The 19,368-nt window shown below is 45.0% G+C and carries 12 protein-coding genes; 1 reads left to right on the plus strand and 11 read right to left on the minus strand.

The annotated features are described in order from the left end of the window. Positions 1-8: 8 nt before the first annotated feature. Positions 9-1,199 (minus strand): NADP-dependent isocitrate dehydrogenase, encoded by a 1,191-nt coding sequence (icd, locus tag DBK98_RS22500; RefSeq protein WP_005781277.1) that lies wholly within the window; start codon positions 1,197-1,199, stop codon positions 9-11. Between the two features lie 116 nt (positions 1,200-1,315). Further along, positions 1,316-3,559 carry an aconitate hydratase gene (locus DBK98_RS22505; protein WP_005821648.1) on the minus strand — a complete coding sequence of 748 codons (2,244 nt, stop codon included), beginning with the start codon at positions 3,557-3,559 and terminating at the stop codon, positions 1,316-1,318. A 138-nt stretch (positions 3,560-3,697) separates the two neighbouring features. On the opposite strand from DBK98_RS22505, the gene DBK98_RS22510 reads away from it, so the two are divergent. Next, the gene (locus DBK98_RS22510; RefSeq protein ID WP_032536837.1) at positions 3,698-5,602 is read left to right on the plus strand and encodes an AAA domain-containing protein; all 1,905 of its coding nucleotides are present in this window, start codon (positions 3,698-3,700) and stop codon (positions 5,600-5,602) included. Between the two features lie 168 nt (positions 5,603-5,770). Here DBK98_RS22510 and DBK98_RS22515 read toward each other — a convergent pair whose 3' ends face one another. The 9 genes from DBK98_RS22515 to DBK98_RS22555 form a co-directional block, all read right to left on the minus strand. Continuing rightward, entirely contained in the window at positions 5,771-7,699 is a 1,929-nt protein-coding gene (locus tag DBK98_RS22515; RefSeq protein WP_032536829.1) for an LruC domain-containing protein, read from the minus strand. Positions 7,700-7,895: 196 nt separating this feature from the next. Next, positions 7,896-8,939 (minus strand): ketol-acid reductoisomerase, encoded by a 1,044-nt coding sequence (ilvC, locus tag DBK98_RS22520; protein ID WP_032536828.1) that lies wholly within the window; start codon positions 8,937-8,939, stop codon positions 7,896-7,898. 86 nt (positions 8,940-9,025) lie between these two features. Next, positions 9,026-9,610, minus strand: a complete 585-nt coding sequence (locus DBK98_RS22525) for a porin family protein (protein WP_005808313.1) — start codon at positions 9,608-9,610, stop codon at positions 9,026-9,028. A 16-nt stretch (positions 9,611-9,626) separates the two neighbouring features. Beyond that, on the minus strand, positions 9,627-10,370 hold the full coding sequence (locus DBK98_RS22530; protein WP_005781287.1) for an acyl-[acyl-carrier-protein] thioesterase: 744 nt from the start codon (positions 10,368-10,370) through the stop codon (positions 9,627-9,629). After that, complete coding sequence (gene ilvN / locus DBK98_RS22535; protein ID WP_005808314.1) at positions 10,371-10,931, minus strand: acetolactate synthase small subunit; 561 nt, start codon at positions 10,929-10,931, stop codon at positions 10,371-10,373. A 13-nt stretch (positions 10,932-10,944) separates the two neighbouring features. Further along, positions 10,945-12,642, minus strand: coding sequence for a biosynthetic-type acetolactate synthase large subunit (gene ilvB, locus DBK98_RS22540; RefSeq protein WP_032536827.1), 1,698 nt, complete (start codon positions 12,640-12,642; stop codon positions 10,945-10,947). 54 nt (positions 12,643-12,696) lie between these two features. After that, positions 12,697-14,499, minus strand: coding sequence for a dihydroxy-acid dehydratase (ilvD, locus tag DBK98_RS22545; protein WP_005808316.1), 1,803 nt, complete (start codon positions 14,497-14,499; stop codon positions 12,697-12,699). A gap of 613 nt (positions 14,500-15,112) precedes the next feature. Then, positions 15,113-17,188 (minus strand): PL29 family lyase N-terminal domain-containing protein, encoded by a 2,076-nt coding sequence (locus DBK98_RS22550; RefSeq protein WP_032536825.1) that lies wholly within the window; start codon positions 17,186-17,188, stop codon positions 15,113-15,115. Positions 17,189-17,204: 16 nt separating this feature from the next. Beyond that, positions 17,205-19,355, minus strand: a complete 2,151-nt coding sequence (locus tag DBK98_RS22555) for an FISUMP domain-containing protein (protein WP_032536824.1) — start codon at positions 19,353-19,355, stop codon at positions 17,205-17,207. Positions 19,356-19,368: the final 13 nt, after the last annotated feature.

Genomic DNA, 19,368 nt, shown 5'->3' on the forward strand with positions numbered 1-19,368 from the left:
TGAAGGTATTAATTTTTAATTCGGTTAATGATTTCTTCTGTAAATTCGGAGGTAGAAAGTGGCTGCCCTTTGTGCATGAAGCGCGCCAGGTCATTGGTGGCTTTCCCTTCGGCAAAACTGGCTTCAAGCGCCTCTACAATCAGGTCGGCAGGCTCCTGCCAACCCAGATATTCAAGCATCATGACGGCCGAAAGTATCAACGAACAAGGATTGACCACTCCCTTTCCGGCAATGTTGGGAGCCGTCCCATGGGTAGCCTCAAAAATGGCATGTCCGGAGTCATAGTTGATATTGGCTCCCGGCGCGATACCGATACCTCCTACCATGGCTGCCAACTGATCGGAAATATAATCTCCGTTCAGATTCAAAGTGGCGATAACCGAATAGTCTTCAGGAATCAAGAGAGTGTTCTGCAAAAAGGCATCAGCGATACAATCTTTAATCACCAGCTTGCCTGAAGCAATCGCATCGGAAAACTCACGTTCAGCCAACTCGTATCCCCATTTTTTAAAACCTCCTTCGGTGAATTTCATGATATTGCCTTTGTGCACCAAAGTGACTGAAGGCAGTTCATGCTGCAATGCATAGCGGCACGCGGCACGTACCAGACGCTCTGTACCTTCACGCGAAACCGGCTTCACCCCGAAAGAAGAGGTTTCGGGAAAACGTACTTTACTGACTCCCATCTCATCGTGCAAAAACTTATAGAATTTTCTTGCCTCCGGAGTACCTGCTTCCCACTCGATCCCGGCATAGATATCTTCCGTGTTTTCACGAAAGATGTGCATATTCACCTTCTCAGGCTCTTTGACGGGAGACACCACTCCACGAAACCAGCGCACCGGACGCAAGCAAACGTATAAGTCGAGCGTCTGGCGGAGAGCCACATTCAACGAACGGATTCCCCCGCCGACCGGAGTTGTCAACGGTCCTTTGATGCCGATCAGATATTCCTTAAAAGCCTCCATCGTTTCATCAGGTAACCATGAACCCGTTGCCCGAAAAGCACGTTCACCAGCCAATACTTCTTTCCATTCGATATGACGGCTGCCACCATACGATACGTCTACCGCCGCATTTACTATTGCCTGCATGGCAGGAGTGATTTCCGCCCCTACTCCATCACCTGTTATAAAAGGTATTGTCGGTACATCCGGCACCAACAATCCCCCATCTTTCTGTTTGGTAATTTTACTCATTGATTTATTTTTTTATATACTCCTCCAATCGTGTTCCAAAGTCAGGTTCCATTGGTTTAAAACCAAAGATTTATTGATTTAAAACCTAAAACAAGTCCCGGAAAGCTATCTACAAGCTATTTGGCGTTCAAAGCCGATCCAGCTCGGAACCAGCCAATCTGCTGTTCATTGTAAGTATGCTGTACCGCAAACCGTTCTTCAGTGCCATCTTCGTGATGCAAAATCACCTCCAGGTTATGTCCGGGCGAAAACTCTTTTAATCCAACTACCGAGATTAAATCGTGCTCACGAATCCGGTCATAATCGGCTTTATCTACAAAAGTAACGGCCAACATACCCTGTTTTTTCAGATTGGTTTCATGAATGCGGGCAAAGCTTTTGGCCAGAATCACCTTCACATTCAGAAAACGCGGTTCCATGGCAGCATGCTCACGACTTGAACCCTCGCCATAATTTTCTTCGGCTACTACAATGGAAGAGATATCATCCGCTTTATACTGTTTTGCGGTACCCGAAACAGTTTCATATGTATTGGTCAAACGGTTCCAGACCTTATTCGTTTCGCCATTGAATGCATTCACCGCTCCCATCAACATATTATCGGAAATGTTTTCCAAATGGCCACGAAACCGAAGCCAGGGACCTGCCATCGAGATATGATCTGTGGTGCATTTTCCCTGTGCTTTGATAAGCAGCGGCATATTGAGAAAATCATTGCCGTCCCATGCAGGGAAAGGAGTCAGTAACTGTAAACGCTGAGAATCCGGAGCAACCTTAATCTCAGCTTTCTCACCCGTAGGAGCCTGATATCCCTGATTGCCGGCAACAAATCCGGCAGATGGCAGTTCATCCCCCGTAGGTTCACTAAGTTTCACCTTTTCACCGTCATGGTTAACCAAACGGTCTTTCAACGGGTTGAAACAAAGATCGCCGGCAATAGTTAGTGCCAGAACAATCTCGGGTGAAGCCACAAAAGCAAAAGTATTCGGGTTACCGTCAGCACGTTTGGCAAAATTGCGGTTAAATGAAGTCACAATAGAGTTTTTACGGGTCGGATCGTCTGTATGGCGTTTCCACTGGCCGATACAAGGACCGCAGGCATTAGCCATGATAGTAGCACCCATCTTTTCAAATACATCCATCATACCGTCACGCTCGGCTGTCGCACGGATCTGTTCGGAACCCGGATTTACAATCAGTGGTGATGCCACTCCCAGGTTCTTCTCATTCACCTGCCGGGCTACGGAAGCCGCACGGCTGATGTCCTGATAAGAAGAGTTGGTACAGGAACCTATCAAACCTACTTCCATTTTCCGGGGATAACCGTTCATTACTACCTTTTCAGCAAATTCTGAAATAGGAGTGGCGGCATCCGGAGTAAACGGACCATTAATATAAGGTTCCAACTCTGAAAGATTTATTTCGATAACCCGGTCATAAAAATCTTCCGGACGTGCCATTACTTCGTCGTCTGCACGCAAATCGGCAGCTACACTGTCGGCCATCACAGCCACTTCCTCGCGTCCGGTTGCTTTCAGATAAACAGCCATACGTTCATCATAAGGGAAAAGAGAGGTAGTAGCTCCTACTTCAGCACCCATATTACAGATTGTAGCTTTTCCCGTGGCCGATAACGAAGCCGTACCCGATCCAAAATATTCGATAATAGCGTTTGTTCCTCCTTTCACGGTCAGGATACCGGCCAATTTCAGTATGACATCTTTGGGAGCTGTCCATCCATTCAACTCTCCTGTCAGACGTACCCCGATCAATTTCGGCATCTTAAGTTCCCACTCCATACCTGTCATCACATCCACAGCATCGGCACCACCTACACCGATCGCCACCATTCCAAGCCCTCCGGCATTCGGGGTATGCGAGTCGGTACCGACCATCATCCCACCCGGAAAAGCATAATTCTCAAGCACCACCTGATGAATGATGCCCGCTCCCGGCTTCCAGAAACCAATGCCATAACGAGAGGAAACATCACGCAAGAAATCATACACCTCCCGGTTGGTTTGTGTAGCTGTTTCAATGTCACGTTCAGCACCCCGGTAAGCTTGTATCAAATGATCGCAGTGTACCGTGGAAGGTACTGCCACTGTATCTTTCCCGGCATTCATAAATTGCAACAAGGCCATTTGAGCCGTTGCATCCTGCATTGCAACACGGTCCGGACGAAAATTGACATAGTCCTCTCCCCGTTCATAATTCTTTAAATCCGCCACATTATACAAATGTGCATACAAAATCTTTTCAGCCAACGTCAAAGGACGCTTCAGTGCTGCACGAACATGCTCCATTTTCCCTTTATAGGATGTATAGAAGCTCTTTAACATATTCAAATCATATACCATAACAATTTTGGTTTTATCTGTTCTTCTATTTATTATAACCAATTATACGAAAGAAAGGTTTAACAAATTGAAATGTTTATTCCAATCCGGAAACAGATTTGTTATCTTTGCCGGAAATTTAACCCGCACCCCATTAGCATGAACGATTATAATACAAACTCTTCTTCCCCACTTAGCGATCTTCAACGCCAACAGCTTTTGCTACGTATGGAATATGAATATGAAAAAGAAGAATTTCGCAAGCAGACAGAAACGATGGGCATTGCGAGGAAAGTGAAGCGAGGGCTTTGCTGGTATCCCGTCAGTACAGGCAGAAGTTTTTATAATTCGCTGAACCAACTTGTGATAGAAATAGAACGTCAAGAAGATAAAGAGATAGAACATTCATTTGAATTCGGACGTCCTGTCTGCTTTTTCGAACAGGGCTATGATGGCAGCATACATTATTTCAATTCCATCTACACCGTAAGCTATGCAGATGAAGAGCGTATGGTAGTCGTGGTACCCGGAGCAGGTGCACTTCTTGAAATACAAGGAGCAGACAGACTGGGTGTACAGTTGTATTTCGATGAAACTTCCTACCGCAGTATGTTCGAAGCCTTGGAAGACGTGATTCGTGCAAAAGGTAATCGCCTCGCCCAACTACGTGATATTTTACTTAGTAAACAACCCTCGCAATGGAGAGAGATATATCCGGTACGCTTCCCCTGGCTGAACACCACACAAGAGGAAGCCGTTAACAAAGTGCTACGTGCCAAAGACGTGGCTATCGTACACGGACCTCCGGGAACAGGTAAAACCACTACCCTCGTAGAAGCTGTCTACGAAACATTGCATCGTGAAAACCAAGTGCTGGTATGTGCGCAAAGTAATACGGCCGTCGACTGGATTGCGGAAAAGTTGGTAGACCGCGGAGTGCCTGTACTACGCATCGGCAATCCCAGCCGGGTAAACGACAAAATGCTTTCGTTTACCTACGAACGCCGTTTCGAAAGTCATCCGGCATATACCGAGTTATGGGGTATTCGTAAATCCATTCGTGACATGGGGAATCATCTGCGTAAAGGAGGATATTCTGAACGCGAATCCACACGTAACCGAATACTCCGCCTGAAAGAGCGTGCCACTGAACTTGAAATACTAATCAACGAAGACCTCTTTTCCAGTGCCCGTGTCATTGCATCGACACTGGTTAGCAGTAATCACCGGATTCTCACCGGACGGCATTTCAGCACCCTCTTTATCGACGAAGCCGCACAGGCCCTGGAAGCTGCCTGCTGGATAGCTATCCGAAAAGCAGACCGTGTAATCCTCGCAGGAGATCATTGCCAACTCCCTCCAACCATTAAATGTATGGAGGCCGCGCGAAGCGGTTTAGACCGCACATTAATGGAAAAAGTCGTAATGAACAAGCAAGAAGCCGTTTCTCTGCTGAAAATACAATATCGCATGCATCGCTCCATCATGCAGTTTCCTTCCGCCTGGTTCTATCAAGGTGAGCTGGAAGCCGCACCGGAAATTTCTCACCGGGGAATACTCGAGCTGGACACTCCCATAAATTGGATCGATACTTCGGAAATGGACTTTCATGAAGAGTTCGTTGGAGAAAGTTTCGGACGTATCAATAAACCGGAAGCCAATCTGCTGTTGCAAGAACTGGAAAATTATATCCGCAAAATCGGAGAAAACCGAGTGGCAGAAGAGTGTATAGACTTTGGACTTATTTCACCTTATAAGGCCCAGGTACAATATTTACGGAATAAAATAAAAGGAAATCCATTCTTTCGCCCCTACCGTAACCGAATCACTGTCAACACAGTAGATGGTTTTCAGGGACAAGAACGTGATGTTATCTTTATCAGTTTGGTACGAGCCAATGAAAACGGACAGATCGGATTTCTCAATGACTTAAGGCGAATGAACGTAGCCATCACCCGTGCCAGAATGAAACTGGTAATATTGGGTGATGCCACAACCATGAGCAAACACGCTTTCTACAGAAAGTTAATTGAGTATATCAATGGACTCAGGCAAAATTCATAAAAATACCGATAACAAAAAAACGAAGTTATGTCAAAACTCACCACGGAATAACACAGAGCATCTCAGAGTCTTTTTACTAATAATCAGCAACTTAAACCACCTCTGTGCTACTCTGTGTTCTCTGTGATGAGTTTTGACAACCTCGTTTACAATAAAGCAGCAGTCTGCTTATTTCTTCAAATACCAATCCTTATCTGTCTTTCCACCAGATTTTGCCCATGAAGCAAAACGCGGATATGATTGATCAATAGATTCCTTCTCTTCCGTATTGAATGTTTCAACATCTGCCAAATGAATAGCAAACGGATAATTCTGGTCTGACACGTAATAGATCCCTTTATCTGTATCCGATAAATCCTGCTGGCTTCCAAAGAGAGCCGTATTTACCTTATCAGTTGGTTTATGGTTTACCAAATGTACTTCCGTACGATCCTTTCCTGTATTCTGGTGCAAGAAGATGAATGAATTGTAGGGAGCCACTCCAAAAGTTTCATGATCTACAGGTTGCTTAAATTTATTCCGTATCTTAAATGCAGAGGTCTTTGTATTGCTACCGGTCTCTTCAATAGCATTGGCAAATACAGCAACAGTAGCCTGGCCTAATTCATTATCCAACCCCTGACTTCCCCAAGCCGATTTCCCCTCGGTGAAGTCACACTCTTCTACATTTGCCCTTTCTGTATTCATTTGGTAAGCAAAGCCATTCTTAAATAACGCTCCTGACCACATAGCAGTAAAAGTATCCTCAGTAGAAAGTACTTGATTTTTGGTGTTAAAACTCAAAACCGAATTATATTTCACAATCACATCATTCAGGTCATAATCACCTTTAGAAGGCCAATTATCTTCAAAAGCCAAAATTCCTTTATACGTCATTTTATAGGCTATTGACTGATCGTCCGGATCTTCCGGATCAACCGAGGGCATATCGGGAGGGATAATAGCCTCTATCGGATTTGACCAGACATTAAACATAACATCATTATAATCCTGACTTGTCCAATCTTCAAACGATAATACAATAAATTCATTTATTTTAAATGCAGCTGTATGCTTACGTTGATCGTTATTTAATGCAGTAGTTGAATAGAACATTCTTTCTCCCTTACCTACATTGCCATTAGTAGTCGTCCCTTTCCCCGTAAAAGCGTTATTACTAATAAACCAGCCTATTTTAGTCCCTTTTGGGAATACAGTTCCCTTATCTTCTCCGTCAGCATCAATATAATGTAGTTTTACACACTCCCCGCCTTTAATGCCGACTCCTGCTTTGGTATTGGGGAATACAACGTACTTTTTAGCTTTCCGAATCTGAGCGACAGTTGCTCCTTCCGGATAGCAATAATAGCCAAACGCACTATATGCCGAACTTTCTCCTCCGACAAAACGCACCTTCACTTCGGCACCATGTTCGTCATTAATCATAAAATCAACCGACTGGCGATATTTCTGAGGGCAAATTCCACCCTCCGGTATAGTTTTATTAATTGTTCTGTAAAATGCGGGGGTCAATTCAATAACACCTTCATTATCCAAATAGTTAGGTCTCCCTTTTATATCCCAACTGCCCAAAGTATAAAATCCTTCAGGCACCGTTTGATACTCACCACCTACACGTGTCTGCACAGATGCTTCGGCAGCCGTATCCCAGTTTATATCAGCCATTATTGTATTCCCTTCTATTTTAGTTTTATACAACATTGGTACTCCGATATAAGAGGTATAAATATATACTTCCTCGCCATAAGCCGGGATTGTTTCTTTGGCACGATATACTCCGGTTCCATCAGTCATTCTCACCACCTTGGGGTCGATATCAGTGCGCTTCACAACCTGTCCGTCAGCATCAATTGTCAACGGATTCTCAAAATACAGTTCAAATAATACCTGATAATTCTCTGTAGGAATATCATACTTCAGATCCAATTGGACATCTTGTGTAGTTGCAAAATCAAAGGAATTAGCTACCCCGGACGGTTTTTCATCTGGTTTATAGTGATCTTTCTCATCAATACATCCCACAATCACACATCCCAATAAAAGAGTACTTAGTAATACTCCCAGCATCTTTTTCGTTGCATAAACACGATTTTTCATATTGACAAATAGTTTGTTTGTGAATTAGACTACAAAGGTATATATAAAACTTGATACATTTATCCAACAAACAGACTTATTTTTCATATTATACAACATATACGCTTCATTTCAAATACACAATACACTAAATACCAATAAAATAAAAAGAGGAAGAACAATCATTCTCCCTCTTATCAAAACTTGTATATTCTGATTAATTATTTTCCGGACGAAGTTTACGAACTGTTACGGCTGTCTGCCACATTTCGCTTTCACGCAATGCCTTCAGTTCTGCTTCCAGTTTCTCGCGATAATCCGGTTTTGAATTGGAATCAATAGAAATTTGTGCTTCATTACCTGTCTTGACACTATTATATAATTTCTGAACAACGGGCTTGATTGCGTCGTGGAACGGGCCCATCCAATCAAGAGCACCACGCTGAGCTGTCGTAGAACAGTTGGCATACATCCAATCCATACCATTCTTAGCAAACAAAGGCATCAATGACTGAGTCAGCTCTTCTACTGTTTCATTAAATGCTTCAGATGGAGTATGACCGTTTTCACGCAAAACCTCATACTGAGCCAGCAGCAGTCCTTGTATAGCTCCCATCAGCGAACCGCGTTCGCCTGTAAGGTCAGAAGTAGCTTCACGAACGAAAGTAGTCTCAAACAAATATCCTGAACCAACTCCAATACCTAATGCAATGGTTCTCTCCATAGCTCTTCCGGTAGTATCCTGATAGATAGCGTATGAAGAGTTCAGTCCACGGCCTTCAAGGAACATCGTACGAAGTGAAGTGCCCGATCCCTTGGGAGCAACCATGATCACATCGATATCTTTCGGTGGAACGACACCGGTACGGTCACTCCAGGTGATTGCAAAACCATGAGAGAAGTAGAGCGCTTTTCCGGCAGTCAGGTAAGGTTTGATAGTAGGCCATACAGACATTACGGCAGCATCTGACAACAGACACATCACAATAGTACCTTTCTCGCAAGCCTCTTCGATGCCGAACAGTGTTTCACCCGGAACCCAGCCGTCTGCCACTGCTTTTTCATATGTTTTTCCCGGACGCTGACCAACGATCACATTGAAACCGTTATCACGCAAATTCAGTGACTGACCCGGTCCCTGCACACCGTAACCGATAACAGCGATTGTTTCATTTTTCAATACTTCACGAGCTTTTTCCAAAGGAAATTCTTCACGGGTTACTACATTCTCCGTAACACCGCCAAAATTCAATTGTGCCATTTTTCTTTTTTGTTTTAAAAGTCCTGCTCCATCTTATTTAGGAAGCAAAACCGATTATTAATAATTAAACTTATATTCTTTATTTATTATAGTGCAAACCGCCAGCCTACATTAAGCTGCACCACACTATTGTTTGCTTTCGGATTAGAATTACTTGCCCACGCTTTGTTTACATTAATCAATCCGATATTATAGTTAAGAGAAACCAGCAAGCCACGCTCAAACTGATATCCGGCACCAAGTCCCACACCACAATCAAACGTACGAATCACGTTCATACCTATAACTGTGGTCGCATGATCCGAAGATGCTTTATTCTCTGAGTTCACATTAAAACTAAACTGCGGACCTCCGAATAGATACAATCCTTTATATATGAATTCTTTCGCATATACCGGGATGTTTATATAATCCAACTTGTCCGTATAAGAAACCCCATTACCGTTATATTTACTTCCCTGCATTGAGTAGTACACTCCTGCTTCTATTCCGAACCGTTCAGTCAGCATCACATCGCCACCCAATCCCACATTAAGTCCGGGACGTACTTTAGAATCCACTTCCCCGGTAGTGTTGGCCAAGTTCAAACCAACTTTAGGAATCAAATGAAACTGCTGGGCACCCACCCGGCAAGAAACAAAAAGCAGTAAAAGAAAAACTATTTTTTTCATCCTATTATATTTTAAACTATACAAACTTCACTTTTGCACGGCAAACCACTTCACAATCGTTTTTCTTTATCTCTACGTGATACTCATCTTCGTTCACCTCCTCTTCAAAGAAAGAAAGTTCGTCACCGTAATAACTCTCCGCCACATAGGCCATTTCAAACCTCTGAATTTGTTTCCTCATATATAATTGAATGGGGAATAAATCCAAGATATGCTCTATATAACGAATACTGTTTACATGGCCATTGATATCAATATCACTATACTTAGCGGTCAACTTAGCAGAAGGCTTGTCTGTTGTCACTTTGATGCGCGAAGGTTTCTCAATGGGGCAAGGTTCGTCACATACATAATCCACGATACTGCCGCCATGCAATGTCAGCAAATCGGCAGGTTTACGGGTATTCAGATTAATCATCGCCCATACCGAACGGGCATACCCGATCTTCTTGCCATCTTTGTTCAGGATAGCAAAATTACGGTCTGTAAAAAGACGGTATACATTCTCCACCCACGTCTGTACGGTAAACTCTTCATATTGATAAGGCATCTCTTCCAGATCGATGGCCAGACGGGACAGTACCCAGGTATAATTGTCTTCATTCAATGTAGCAATCCCGAACCCACGTTCACTGGCATGAAAACCGGCGCAATTTAACAGATGATTACCGAGCACCCCCATTGTCAAACGCCCCTTGAAGTCGACATGAAAAGGTTCCGCAATAAACTTATAACTTCCTATCTTATTCGCATCACTCATCTACTTTTCCTCTCCTTTGCTTAAGTTATATTTGGTTTCACGATCTGCCAGAAATTCGTTCACGCGTTCAAAACAACTGGTAGTGATGGCCACCCGCCCCGAACGCACAAACTGCAACACACAGTTCAATACGCTCAATTCTTCGTAGAGGGAAGTAATTTCCTCACTGATTCCATTCTTCTCGACAATGGCAAATACCGGATTAACTTCTACAATCCGTGCGTTGTAACGACGGATCACTTTCGACGCCTCCGGTTGTGACTGAAATTCCGGCATAGACACTTTGTAAAGTGCTATTTCATGGAAATAAATTTCATCTTCAGTGAAATAATGCGCCTGAAGCACGTCTATTTTCTTCTCAATCTGCTTGACAACCTTCTCAATCGTATCCTTGTCAGTCCAGGCTGTAATGGTGTACTTATGTACCCCCTTGATGGAAGAAGCCGAAACATTCAGACTTTCTATATTAATCTGCCGACGGGTAAATACCGCCGTAACCTGATTCAACAATCCGGCAAAGTTCTCTGAATGAACAATTAACGTATATAATGTTTTATCCATAACCTCTAAATTATTAGCATTCCAACAACATCTGATTAACCGAACCTCCCGGAGGAGTCATCGGCAACACATTCCCCTCTTCAATCACACAGGCTTCCAACAGGAACGGACCCTCTGTCGCAATCATTTCCTCTATCGCATCAGCCAGTTCTTCACGGGTGAAAACCCTTTTGGCCGGTATATCGTAAGCAGAAGCAATCTTGATATAATCAGGATTCAACATGGGTGTAAACGAATATTTACGGTTAAAAAACATTGCCTGCCATTGGCGTACATTTCCCAGAAAATTATTATTCAATACGATGATTTTAACCGGTGCCTTCTGTTCCATAATGGTTCCCAGCTCCTGAATGTTCATTTGCAAACCACCGTCACCCATAAATACACAAACCGTACGGTCCGGTCGGCCAAAAGTAGCACCGATAGCGGCAGGAAGCCCGAATCCCATAGTGCCGAGCCCTCCGGAGGTAATAATGCTACGATCCTTTGAGTATTTAAAGTATCGGGCAGACATCATCTGGTTCTGCCCTACATCAGTTACCAATACTGCTTCATGATTCGTTGCATCGCTTACTGCACGCACCACTTCTCCCATTGAAAGCGTATCGCCCATCGGGTGCAATTCCGGACGGATCACCTTTTCTTCTTCCACCTGTTCATAAGGCAGGAAACTATCCAGCCACTCTTTATGCTCATTGGGTTGAAGCAATGCCGTTACCGTGGCAAGTGTTTCTTTACAGTCACCCAATACTGCTACATCCGCATGTACATTCTTATTCACCTCAGCCGGATCAATATCAAAATGAATCACTTTAGCCTGTTTAGCATAGGTGGCTAAATTGCCGGTCACACGGTCGTCAAAACGCATACCGACAGCGATCAAGACATCACATTTATTGGTGTTCATGTTCGGTCCGAGATTACCATGCATTCCCAACATACCTTTATTCAGAGGGTGTTCAGTCGGTAAGGCCGACAGTCCCAGCAGCGTACATCCGGCGGGCATGCCTGCTTTTTCGATAAAAGCACGCAGTTCCTGCTGGGCATTGCCCAACTCCACACCCTGACCTACCAATACCAAGGGCCGTTCCGCACCGTTAATTAATTCGGCAGCTACTTTCACAGCCTCCGGATCGGTCTCGGGTACAGGCACATAGCTGCGTATAAAATCAAGCTTTGTAGGAGAATATTCCGCCTTCTCCACCTGAGCATTTTTTGCAAAGTCAAGCACTACCGGTCCCGGGCGTCCGCTTTTGGCAATATAAAAAGCACGGGCCACTGCCCACGGAACATCTTCGGCACGGCGAATCTGATAACTCCACTTCGTGATCGGTTGTGTAATACCTACCAGGTCGACTTCCTGAAAAGCATCCGTACCGAGAAAAGCCGTTCCCACCTGTCCGGCAATCACCACAATCGGTGTACTGTCAATCATCGCATCCGCAATACCGGTAATGGTATTAGTAGCCCCGGGGCCACTTGTCACCAGACAAACCCCTACTTCACCCGAAGCACGGGCAAACCCCTGAGCAGCATGTGCCGCTCCCTGTTCATGGCGAACCAAAATGTGATTCAAAGTCTCCCTATGGTCATATAAGGCATCGAATACCGGCATGATGGAACCTCCGGGATAACCAAAGATCGTCTTTACACCATGATATTCCAAAGAACGCATTAATGCTTCACCGCCTGAAATTATATCTTTACTCATGTACTAAAATTTACAATTTAACGATTTATGATTTCGATTGAAACAACCCCATAGTTAATCAATCAGTCTCACCGCCCCTTTATCGGCAGAGCTTACCATGCTGGCATACGCTTTAAGGCTCTTAGGCACATAGCGTTCACGAGTGACCGGAGTCATCGGACGTGCAGCCAGTTCTTCATCGGTCAGTCGCACGTTGATAGTCCGTTCGGGGATATTGATTTCGATGATATCACCATCCTTGATCTTCCCGATATTACCTCCGGCGGCCGCTTCGGGAGAGATATGACCAATGCTGAGTCCCGATGTACCGCCACTGAAACGGCCATCGGTAATCAGCGCACACTCCTTGCCCAAATGGCGCGATTTAATATAAGAGGTGGGATAAAGCATCTCCTGCATACCGGGACCTCCTTTCGGACCCTCGTGCGTGATGACGACTACATCTCCGCTGACAACTTTTCCTCCAAGTATCCCATTGCAGGCGGCTTCCTGTGAATCGAATACCTTTGCCGGACCGGTAAACTTCCAGATACTTTCGTCCACACCGGCTGTTTTCACCACACAACCATCCTGAGCTATATTTCCTTTCAGTACGGCCAGTCCTCCGTCTTTGCTATATGCATGTTCCATATCGCGAATGCACCCTTCGGCACGATCCGTATCCAGTTCTTTGTAATAGACGTCCTGAGAGCCGAGCACCAGATTGAACTTCCCGGCAGCCGCACTCTTATACTTCTTAATAGCCTCTTCACATACGTTCGGGCTTGTTATATCATATTTATCAATTGCTTCACCCAATGTCATCCCATCGATACGGGCCACGGATGTATCTATCAATCCGGCTTTGGCAAGTTGTCCCATAATCCCCATGATACCTCCGGCACGATTCACATCCTGAATGTGATACTTCTGAGTGTTCGGCGCTACCTTGCACAGGCACGGGCTTTTGCGCGACAACATATCGATATCATCCATTTTAAAGTCCGCTCCTGCTTCATGAGCTATCGCCAGCAGGTGGAGTACCGTATTGGTAGATCCCCCCATCGCAATATCCAGTGTCATGGCATTCAGGAATGCCTCACGGGTGGCAATGCTCCGGGGAAGCACACTCTCATCACCGTCCCGATAATATTTATAGGTATTTTCCACAATCAGTTTCGCAGCATCTTTGAACAATTGGGTACGGTTGGCATGAGTTGCCACAATCGTTCCGTTTCCGGGGAGTGCCAGACCGATCGCTTCGTTGAGGCAGTTCATCGAGTTGGCAGTAAACATCCCCGAACAGCACCCGCAAGTGGGACAGGCCCGATTCTCAATTTTGGAAACTTCTTCATCGCTCACACTTTCGTCGGCCGACTTAATCATCGCGTCAATCAGGTCCAAATGCTGCCCGTCCAATTCACCGGCTTCCATCGGACCTCCGGATACAAATACAGTAGGAATATTCAGCCTCATAGCCGCCATCAACATTCCCGGAGTGATTTTGTCACAATTGCTGATACACACCATGGCATCCGCTTTATGGGCATTCACCATATATTCTACGCTATCGGCAATGATATCCCGGGAGGGAAGGGAATAGAGCATTCCGTCGTGCCCCATAGCAATGCCATCATCAATGGCAATCGTATTGAACTCTGCAGCAAAGCATCCCAGCTTCTCAATTTCTTTTTTCACCAACTGGCCTATTTCATGTAGATGTACATGTCCCGGAACAAACTGAGTGAACGAATTGACGATGGCAATGATAGGTTTGCCTAATTGCTCTTTTTTCATACCGTTGGCTGCCCAAAGTGCCCGGGCACCCGCCATGCGACGGCCTTGTGTGCTGAACGAACTGCGTAACTGCTTTTTCATTTCAATATTCCTTTTAAGTAAAGAGCCTTTCCCACCGTAGTGAGAAAGGCTCTAAATCATATCTTCTATCTGTACGAATACATACATAACCTTTCTCACGCTCTTGATGGAATCACCACGACGCGAATAATATGCAGGACTGCCAGGTTAATTGATGTATGATTATTCATAACTTCTGTTTTTCTTTCTTTATGTGCTGCAAAGGTAAGTGCTTTTTTATAAACTCCAAACAAATTGAAGAAAAAAATCACTCAAAACAAAATAATTGTAAGCAAAGCCCATCATTAAATACGCATTTATCATTCAGAATACTATATTCCGAACTATTCCTTATAAAAATCCGCTTTCAGAATATATACAAATTGAATATAAACAGCACAAACATACCAATTATGCGACAACTCTTCAAGGAAGAAAACAAAGAAACATCAATAGAAATCAAGGAAAAAGAAAAGAGCGGAAAGATTAGATTAAAGTCAAACCAATAAAACATGGGGATGTTGTATCGTAAAACATCCCCATGTTATAATACAAAACATCCGGATGTTTCACACAACAACACCCGGATGTTTTCGCAACAAGAGTTTAAAGTTTCAAAGTAAACAATGGCATATTACTGACGAATAAAACGTATACTAAATCCGAAGCCACGACTATATGTATTCGTACATTGTGGTACGGCTACATTCGAAGGATTGACGGAGAGTGCCCAGCAATCATTCCCATCAACACTGTCAAACCACCAATACCCAACTTCATCTTTTTCCTGAAAAGCAAAAGGCTCATCAGCATTGCGCCGTCCACCGGGTTTCCCGACAAATCCGGCAATCTTCAATGCCTCGGCTACTTTAGGATCCCCACCTAAGAAATCCCGCAATGTATCCCAGTCTCTCAAATGATTCGGTATTTTCCAGCCTTTAGGGACCAAGGACGTGCCACTGGAAAACACACCTGCATTATACAACAGTCCATATTGATTGCGAATGGTCCGGCTATCTTCCGTAATGCCAGCGGGGAAACCATATACAGCATATCGCGGGATACCATCCTTTCTCCATTCTGAGGAAATGACTCCTGCACTGTTTGTTATCGTCCGCAAATTATCCGCCATCCAATACTGTGTACCGATTTTCATCACCCGATACGAGTTACCTTCATTGTCGGTAGCCTGATAAGGACGGAGTCCGCTTGCCTGATTGCCCGAGTAACCGATATAATCACCGGTAATAAAATTCACTCCGTCTTCGGTAAACAAAGAGGTGAATGGCTCCGTATTAGTACCCGGCGTATAAACGGTAGTCAGATAATCCACCTTTCCTCCGTTGTCCAGAACCACTCCTTCACCAAACGCCTTGTTATAAACATTATAAGGATAAAAGACCGAGGCATTTTTACCCGATCCAAATGAATAACCGGGAATAAACTCATGACATAGTTCTCCTACTTTCACTCCCTCAACATAAAGTTCATAAACAAACGAACGGGAAGAATCGGGCACTTTAAATTCAAGTAATAAGGTAGTTTCAAGCGTTGCCGGCAATTTCTTACCATCCTTAGCAGTCAGTTCGAGGACAGCAGTACCGGACAATGCTCCATCAGCCGAACCTTTACCAGGGGCAATCACTGTTATTTCGCCATCGGTGGCCGATGTATACCTTGCCGTAACTGTCCAACCGCGCGGAGCCGTACATACCGGAGCAATATCTTTATTCACGCCACTGCAAGTAAATGCAAAGGTCCGGGATTCGCTCCGATGGAAATATGCCACTTCCGAAGTCTCCAGTCCGACCTGTGATCCTTGCCATTCCGGCACTTTAAGAGTTTTTCCATCACTCAGATAAAATACAATATAACCGTCTTCACTGACCACCTTCCGGAACATAGGATCGCCGGATGCACCTTTCGCCTTCATCGGATTACCCGCAGCATCTTCCAATTCAACAGGACCACTCCCGTAGTCAAGCGTCCAGTATCCTGCCGCATTGACCCCAATGACCGGAACAATGCCATCGGTTCCCGAAGCTCTGACCTTTTGCCCGTTGTTATCCAAAAGAAAAGAAGAAGTTCCATCCGGAGCCTTGTTAGCCCAATACAGATGCCCGTCCGTATCCATTTTCATGGTGATGACGGGAGCTATACCATTTTTTCCCTTATCTCCTTCCGCACCGTCTTTACCATCCGTACCGTCAACTCCGTCTTTACCATCGGTACCATCCTGACCGTCTTTGCCGTCGGTACCGTCAACTCCGTCTTTACCATCGATACCATCCTGACCATCCTTGCCGTCGGTACCATCAACTCCGTCTTTGCCATCGGTACCATCCTGACCATCTTTGCCATCGGTGCCGTCCTGACCATTCTGACCATCTTTACCGTCTTCCCCTTTCTTACCGTCATCTCCTTTCTCACCATTCTTGATGACAATGGTGCCACTCTTAAAGAAACTGATCGTATAGCCGCTTCCATCGGCAGGTTCGTTGAATCCGGTAATGTAATCACCGGATTCAGACGAGTCTATGATCAGCTTTAAGGCAACAATATCCCTATTCATATTTTTACATAACTCTTCGATAGAGTTTGCCTGTTCCTCCATTTCCGCGTGATTCTTCAGCACTTCGTTTATCTCTTCCTGACTACAGGAAGCAACGAGGAACAAACAGAGAAACAATAGTTTGATTATATGATTCATATTTATTAGAGTTAAATTAATAATTTGCATCCCGGACACAACGGATACTGTTACCTTCGCCCAACCCGGCAACACCGGGAGTCAGTTGCTCTACAGAATTGGACCTAAAACTCATCCGGATACGGTAATCCGCTTCCGTCGACCACCATTGCCCTGTTGTTTCCGAAGCTCCGGTACTGCCATTACTACCCTCGACCGTATTAGCAGGTAAAGCAGTAAAACCGGTCAGATTGTCTCCCTCTATTCCGGCACTCTCCATCCAACTTCCGATCCCTTTCCCAATAGCTGTCGATTTCAGTTTACGTGCATCTGCCCCCACAAAGTCTACCAATGCTTGCAGTTCTGCTTTAGAAGGAACATGCCATCCTTGAGGAGCTATATTCCCTTTCATCGCAAACAGATTGTAAAGCACACCGTACTGGTTGCGATATTGCATAGCACCCGGAGCATCGGCATTAGCCGCCCGGTCAACCTGACATGCAGGAAGATCTGACCCGCACTGAATCATCCAAGCTTCTGAAGTGGCAAAACCGGTAGGAATAGGAGTACCATCATTAAATTGGGTTGTCTTCAGATTTTCTCCCATCCAGTAGAGACTGCCTATTTTCACAACCCGGTAAGCATATCCCTGCACATCGACAGCCAAGGAAGCTTTCAGCCCGCAAACAGTCCCGTTCACCAGCCCATCTGTTCCATCTGCCGGCATTACATACTGACTGCCGTCTTCCGTCAGTATGGCAGTAGATGACGGATTGCCCGTAACGGGAGTATACCCTGTTCCGTCATGCTGTATCGACGCTCCGTTCTCCAGAATAATCCCCGAACCAAAAACACGCGAAGCAGCATTATAAGAATAGACTACAGTAGCCCGGTCCGTCGTGGAATAAGCCGGCACATACTCCCGGCATATTTCTCCTACTTTAAACCCCTCCATCAAAATATCATAAACCAGGGAACTATTGAACTTCGGAAGCTCAATACGATAATACAACGTTACCAAGATGTCTGCCCGGACAGTATTTCCCAAGGCATCTGTGCCTTCTATCGTTATTCTTTCCGAAGCCGGCAGAGCCGAACCGGCAGCAGGCGCTTTCACAGTCAGCACCCCTTGCAAAGCTTTCGGCTGATAATTAATCGTAGCATCCCATGTTCCTGCCACCTTTACTATCTGCCGGAAACCACTACAATCAAACGGAATGTCCAGTGCTACTCCACGACGGAAGAAAATAGGTCCCATTTCATTGAATATCAGTTTATTATCTGCGGATTTAGCCACCTTATAGACACTTCCGTCAGTCATTGTAAAAATGACATACTCCGGATCTCCCGGATTCACAGACGTAAAGATGGACTGGCTGCCATCTGTCACGGTGGCTACAATTTTCTCTCCGCTTGCTCCTGTCATCCACTTCGTAACAGTTCCGACAGTAACCTGCCAGTAATATTCTCCGTCCGTATCTTTAGCTATACCGACAGATGGAGTAATACCATTTACCGGAGTCATAATCACTTTATTACCCTCTCCGTCCGTCAGCCACTCTACCACTCCGGCACCTATCTGTACAGTCCAGTAATAATTACCATCCGTATCCTGTTTAGCACCCATCAACGGAGTATCTCCGGCCGGACCTTTCACACCATCTTTACCGTCAGTACCGTCAACTCCGTCTTTGCCATCCGTACCATCTGCGCCGTCCTGACCATCATTGCCATTACTGCCGTCGGTTCCGTCAGTTCCGTTCGAGCCATTCTGACCATCTGCCCCATCTTCACCGTCAACACCATCCTTGCCATCCGTACCATCTGTGCCGTTCTGACCATCATTGCCATTACTGCCATCGGTTCCGTCATTACCGTTTTCTCCTTTATTCCCAACCAGGCCATTCTTTACAAGCATGTCTCCCCCTTTATGAAAAACGATCAGTGTACCGCTCCCATCGGGCAACTCGGTCACACTTTCAATGTAATCATGAGTCGGTATCGTATTCACTATCGTGGCAAGCAGCCGTACTTCATTATTGGTATCGGATATCCATTCCCGGAGCTTTCCCATCCGGACATTCAATTCGGCTTCCCGGCGCAAGGCTTCGTTAATGTCCTCCTGAACACATCCTCCTGCCAACAAAACCGACAAAATGATAAATATATATTTTTTATATCTCTTCATGATTTCCTGTTTT

The organism is Bacteroides sp. PHL 2737 (assembly GCF_004115325.2).
GTDB lineage: Bacteria > Bacteroidota > Bacteroidia > Bacteroidales > Bacteroidaceae > Bacteroides > Bacteroides hominis.

Bases quoted from the DNA above. Each gene is read 5' to 3' on its own strand.
- DBK98_RS22510 (WP_032536837.1), top strand. From the start codon at position 3,698: ATGAACGATTATAATACAAACTCTTCTTCCCCACTTAGCGATCTTCAA.
- ilvB (WP_032536827.1), bottom strand. From the start codon at position 12,642: ATGAGTAAAGATATAATTTCAGGCGGTGAAGCATTAATGCGTTCTTTG.
- DBK98_RS22555 (WP_032536824.1), bottom strand. From the start codon at position 19,355: ATGAAGAGATATAAAAAATATATATTTATCATTTTGTCGGTTTTGTTG.
- DBK98_RS22530 (WP_005781287.1), bottom strand. From the start codon at position 10,370: ATGAGTGATGCGAATAAGATAGGAAGTTATAAGTTTATTGCGGAACCT.
- DBK98_RS22505 (WP_005821648.1), bottom strand. From the start codon at position 3,559: ATGGTATATGATTTGAATATGTTAAAGAGCTTCTATACATCCTATAAA.
- DBK98_RS22525 (WP_005808313.1), bottom strand. From the start codon at position 9,610: ATGAAAAAAATAGTTTTTCTTTTACTGCTTTTTGTTTCTTGCCGGGTG.
- DBK98_RS22515 (WP_032536829.1), bottom strand. From the start codon at position 7,699: ATGAAAAATCGTGTTTATGCAACGAAAAAGATGCTGGGAGTATTACTA.
- icd (WP_005781277.1), bottom strand. From the start codon at position 1,199: ATGAGTAAAATTACCAAACAGAAAGATGGGGGATTGTTGGTGCCGGAT.
- ilvN (WP_005808314.1), bottom strand. From the start codon at position 10,931: ATGGATAAAACATTATATACGTTAATTGTTCATTCAGAGAACTTTGCC.
- ilvD (WP_005808316.1), bottom strand. From the start codon at position 14,499: ATGAAAAAGCAGTTACGCAGTTCGTTCAGCACACAAGGCCGTCGCATG.
- DBK98_RS22550 (WP_032536825.1), bottom strand. From the start codon at position 17,188: ATGAATCATATAATCAAACTATTGTTTCTCTGTTTGTTCCTCGTTGCT.
- ilvC (WP_032536828.1), bottom strand. From the start codon at position 8,939: ATGGCACAATTGAATTTTGGCGGTGTTACGGAGAATGTAGTAACCCGT.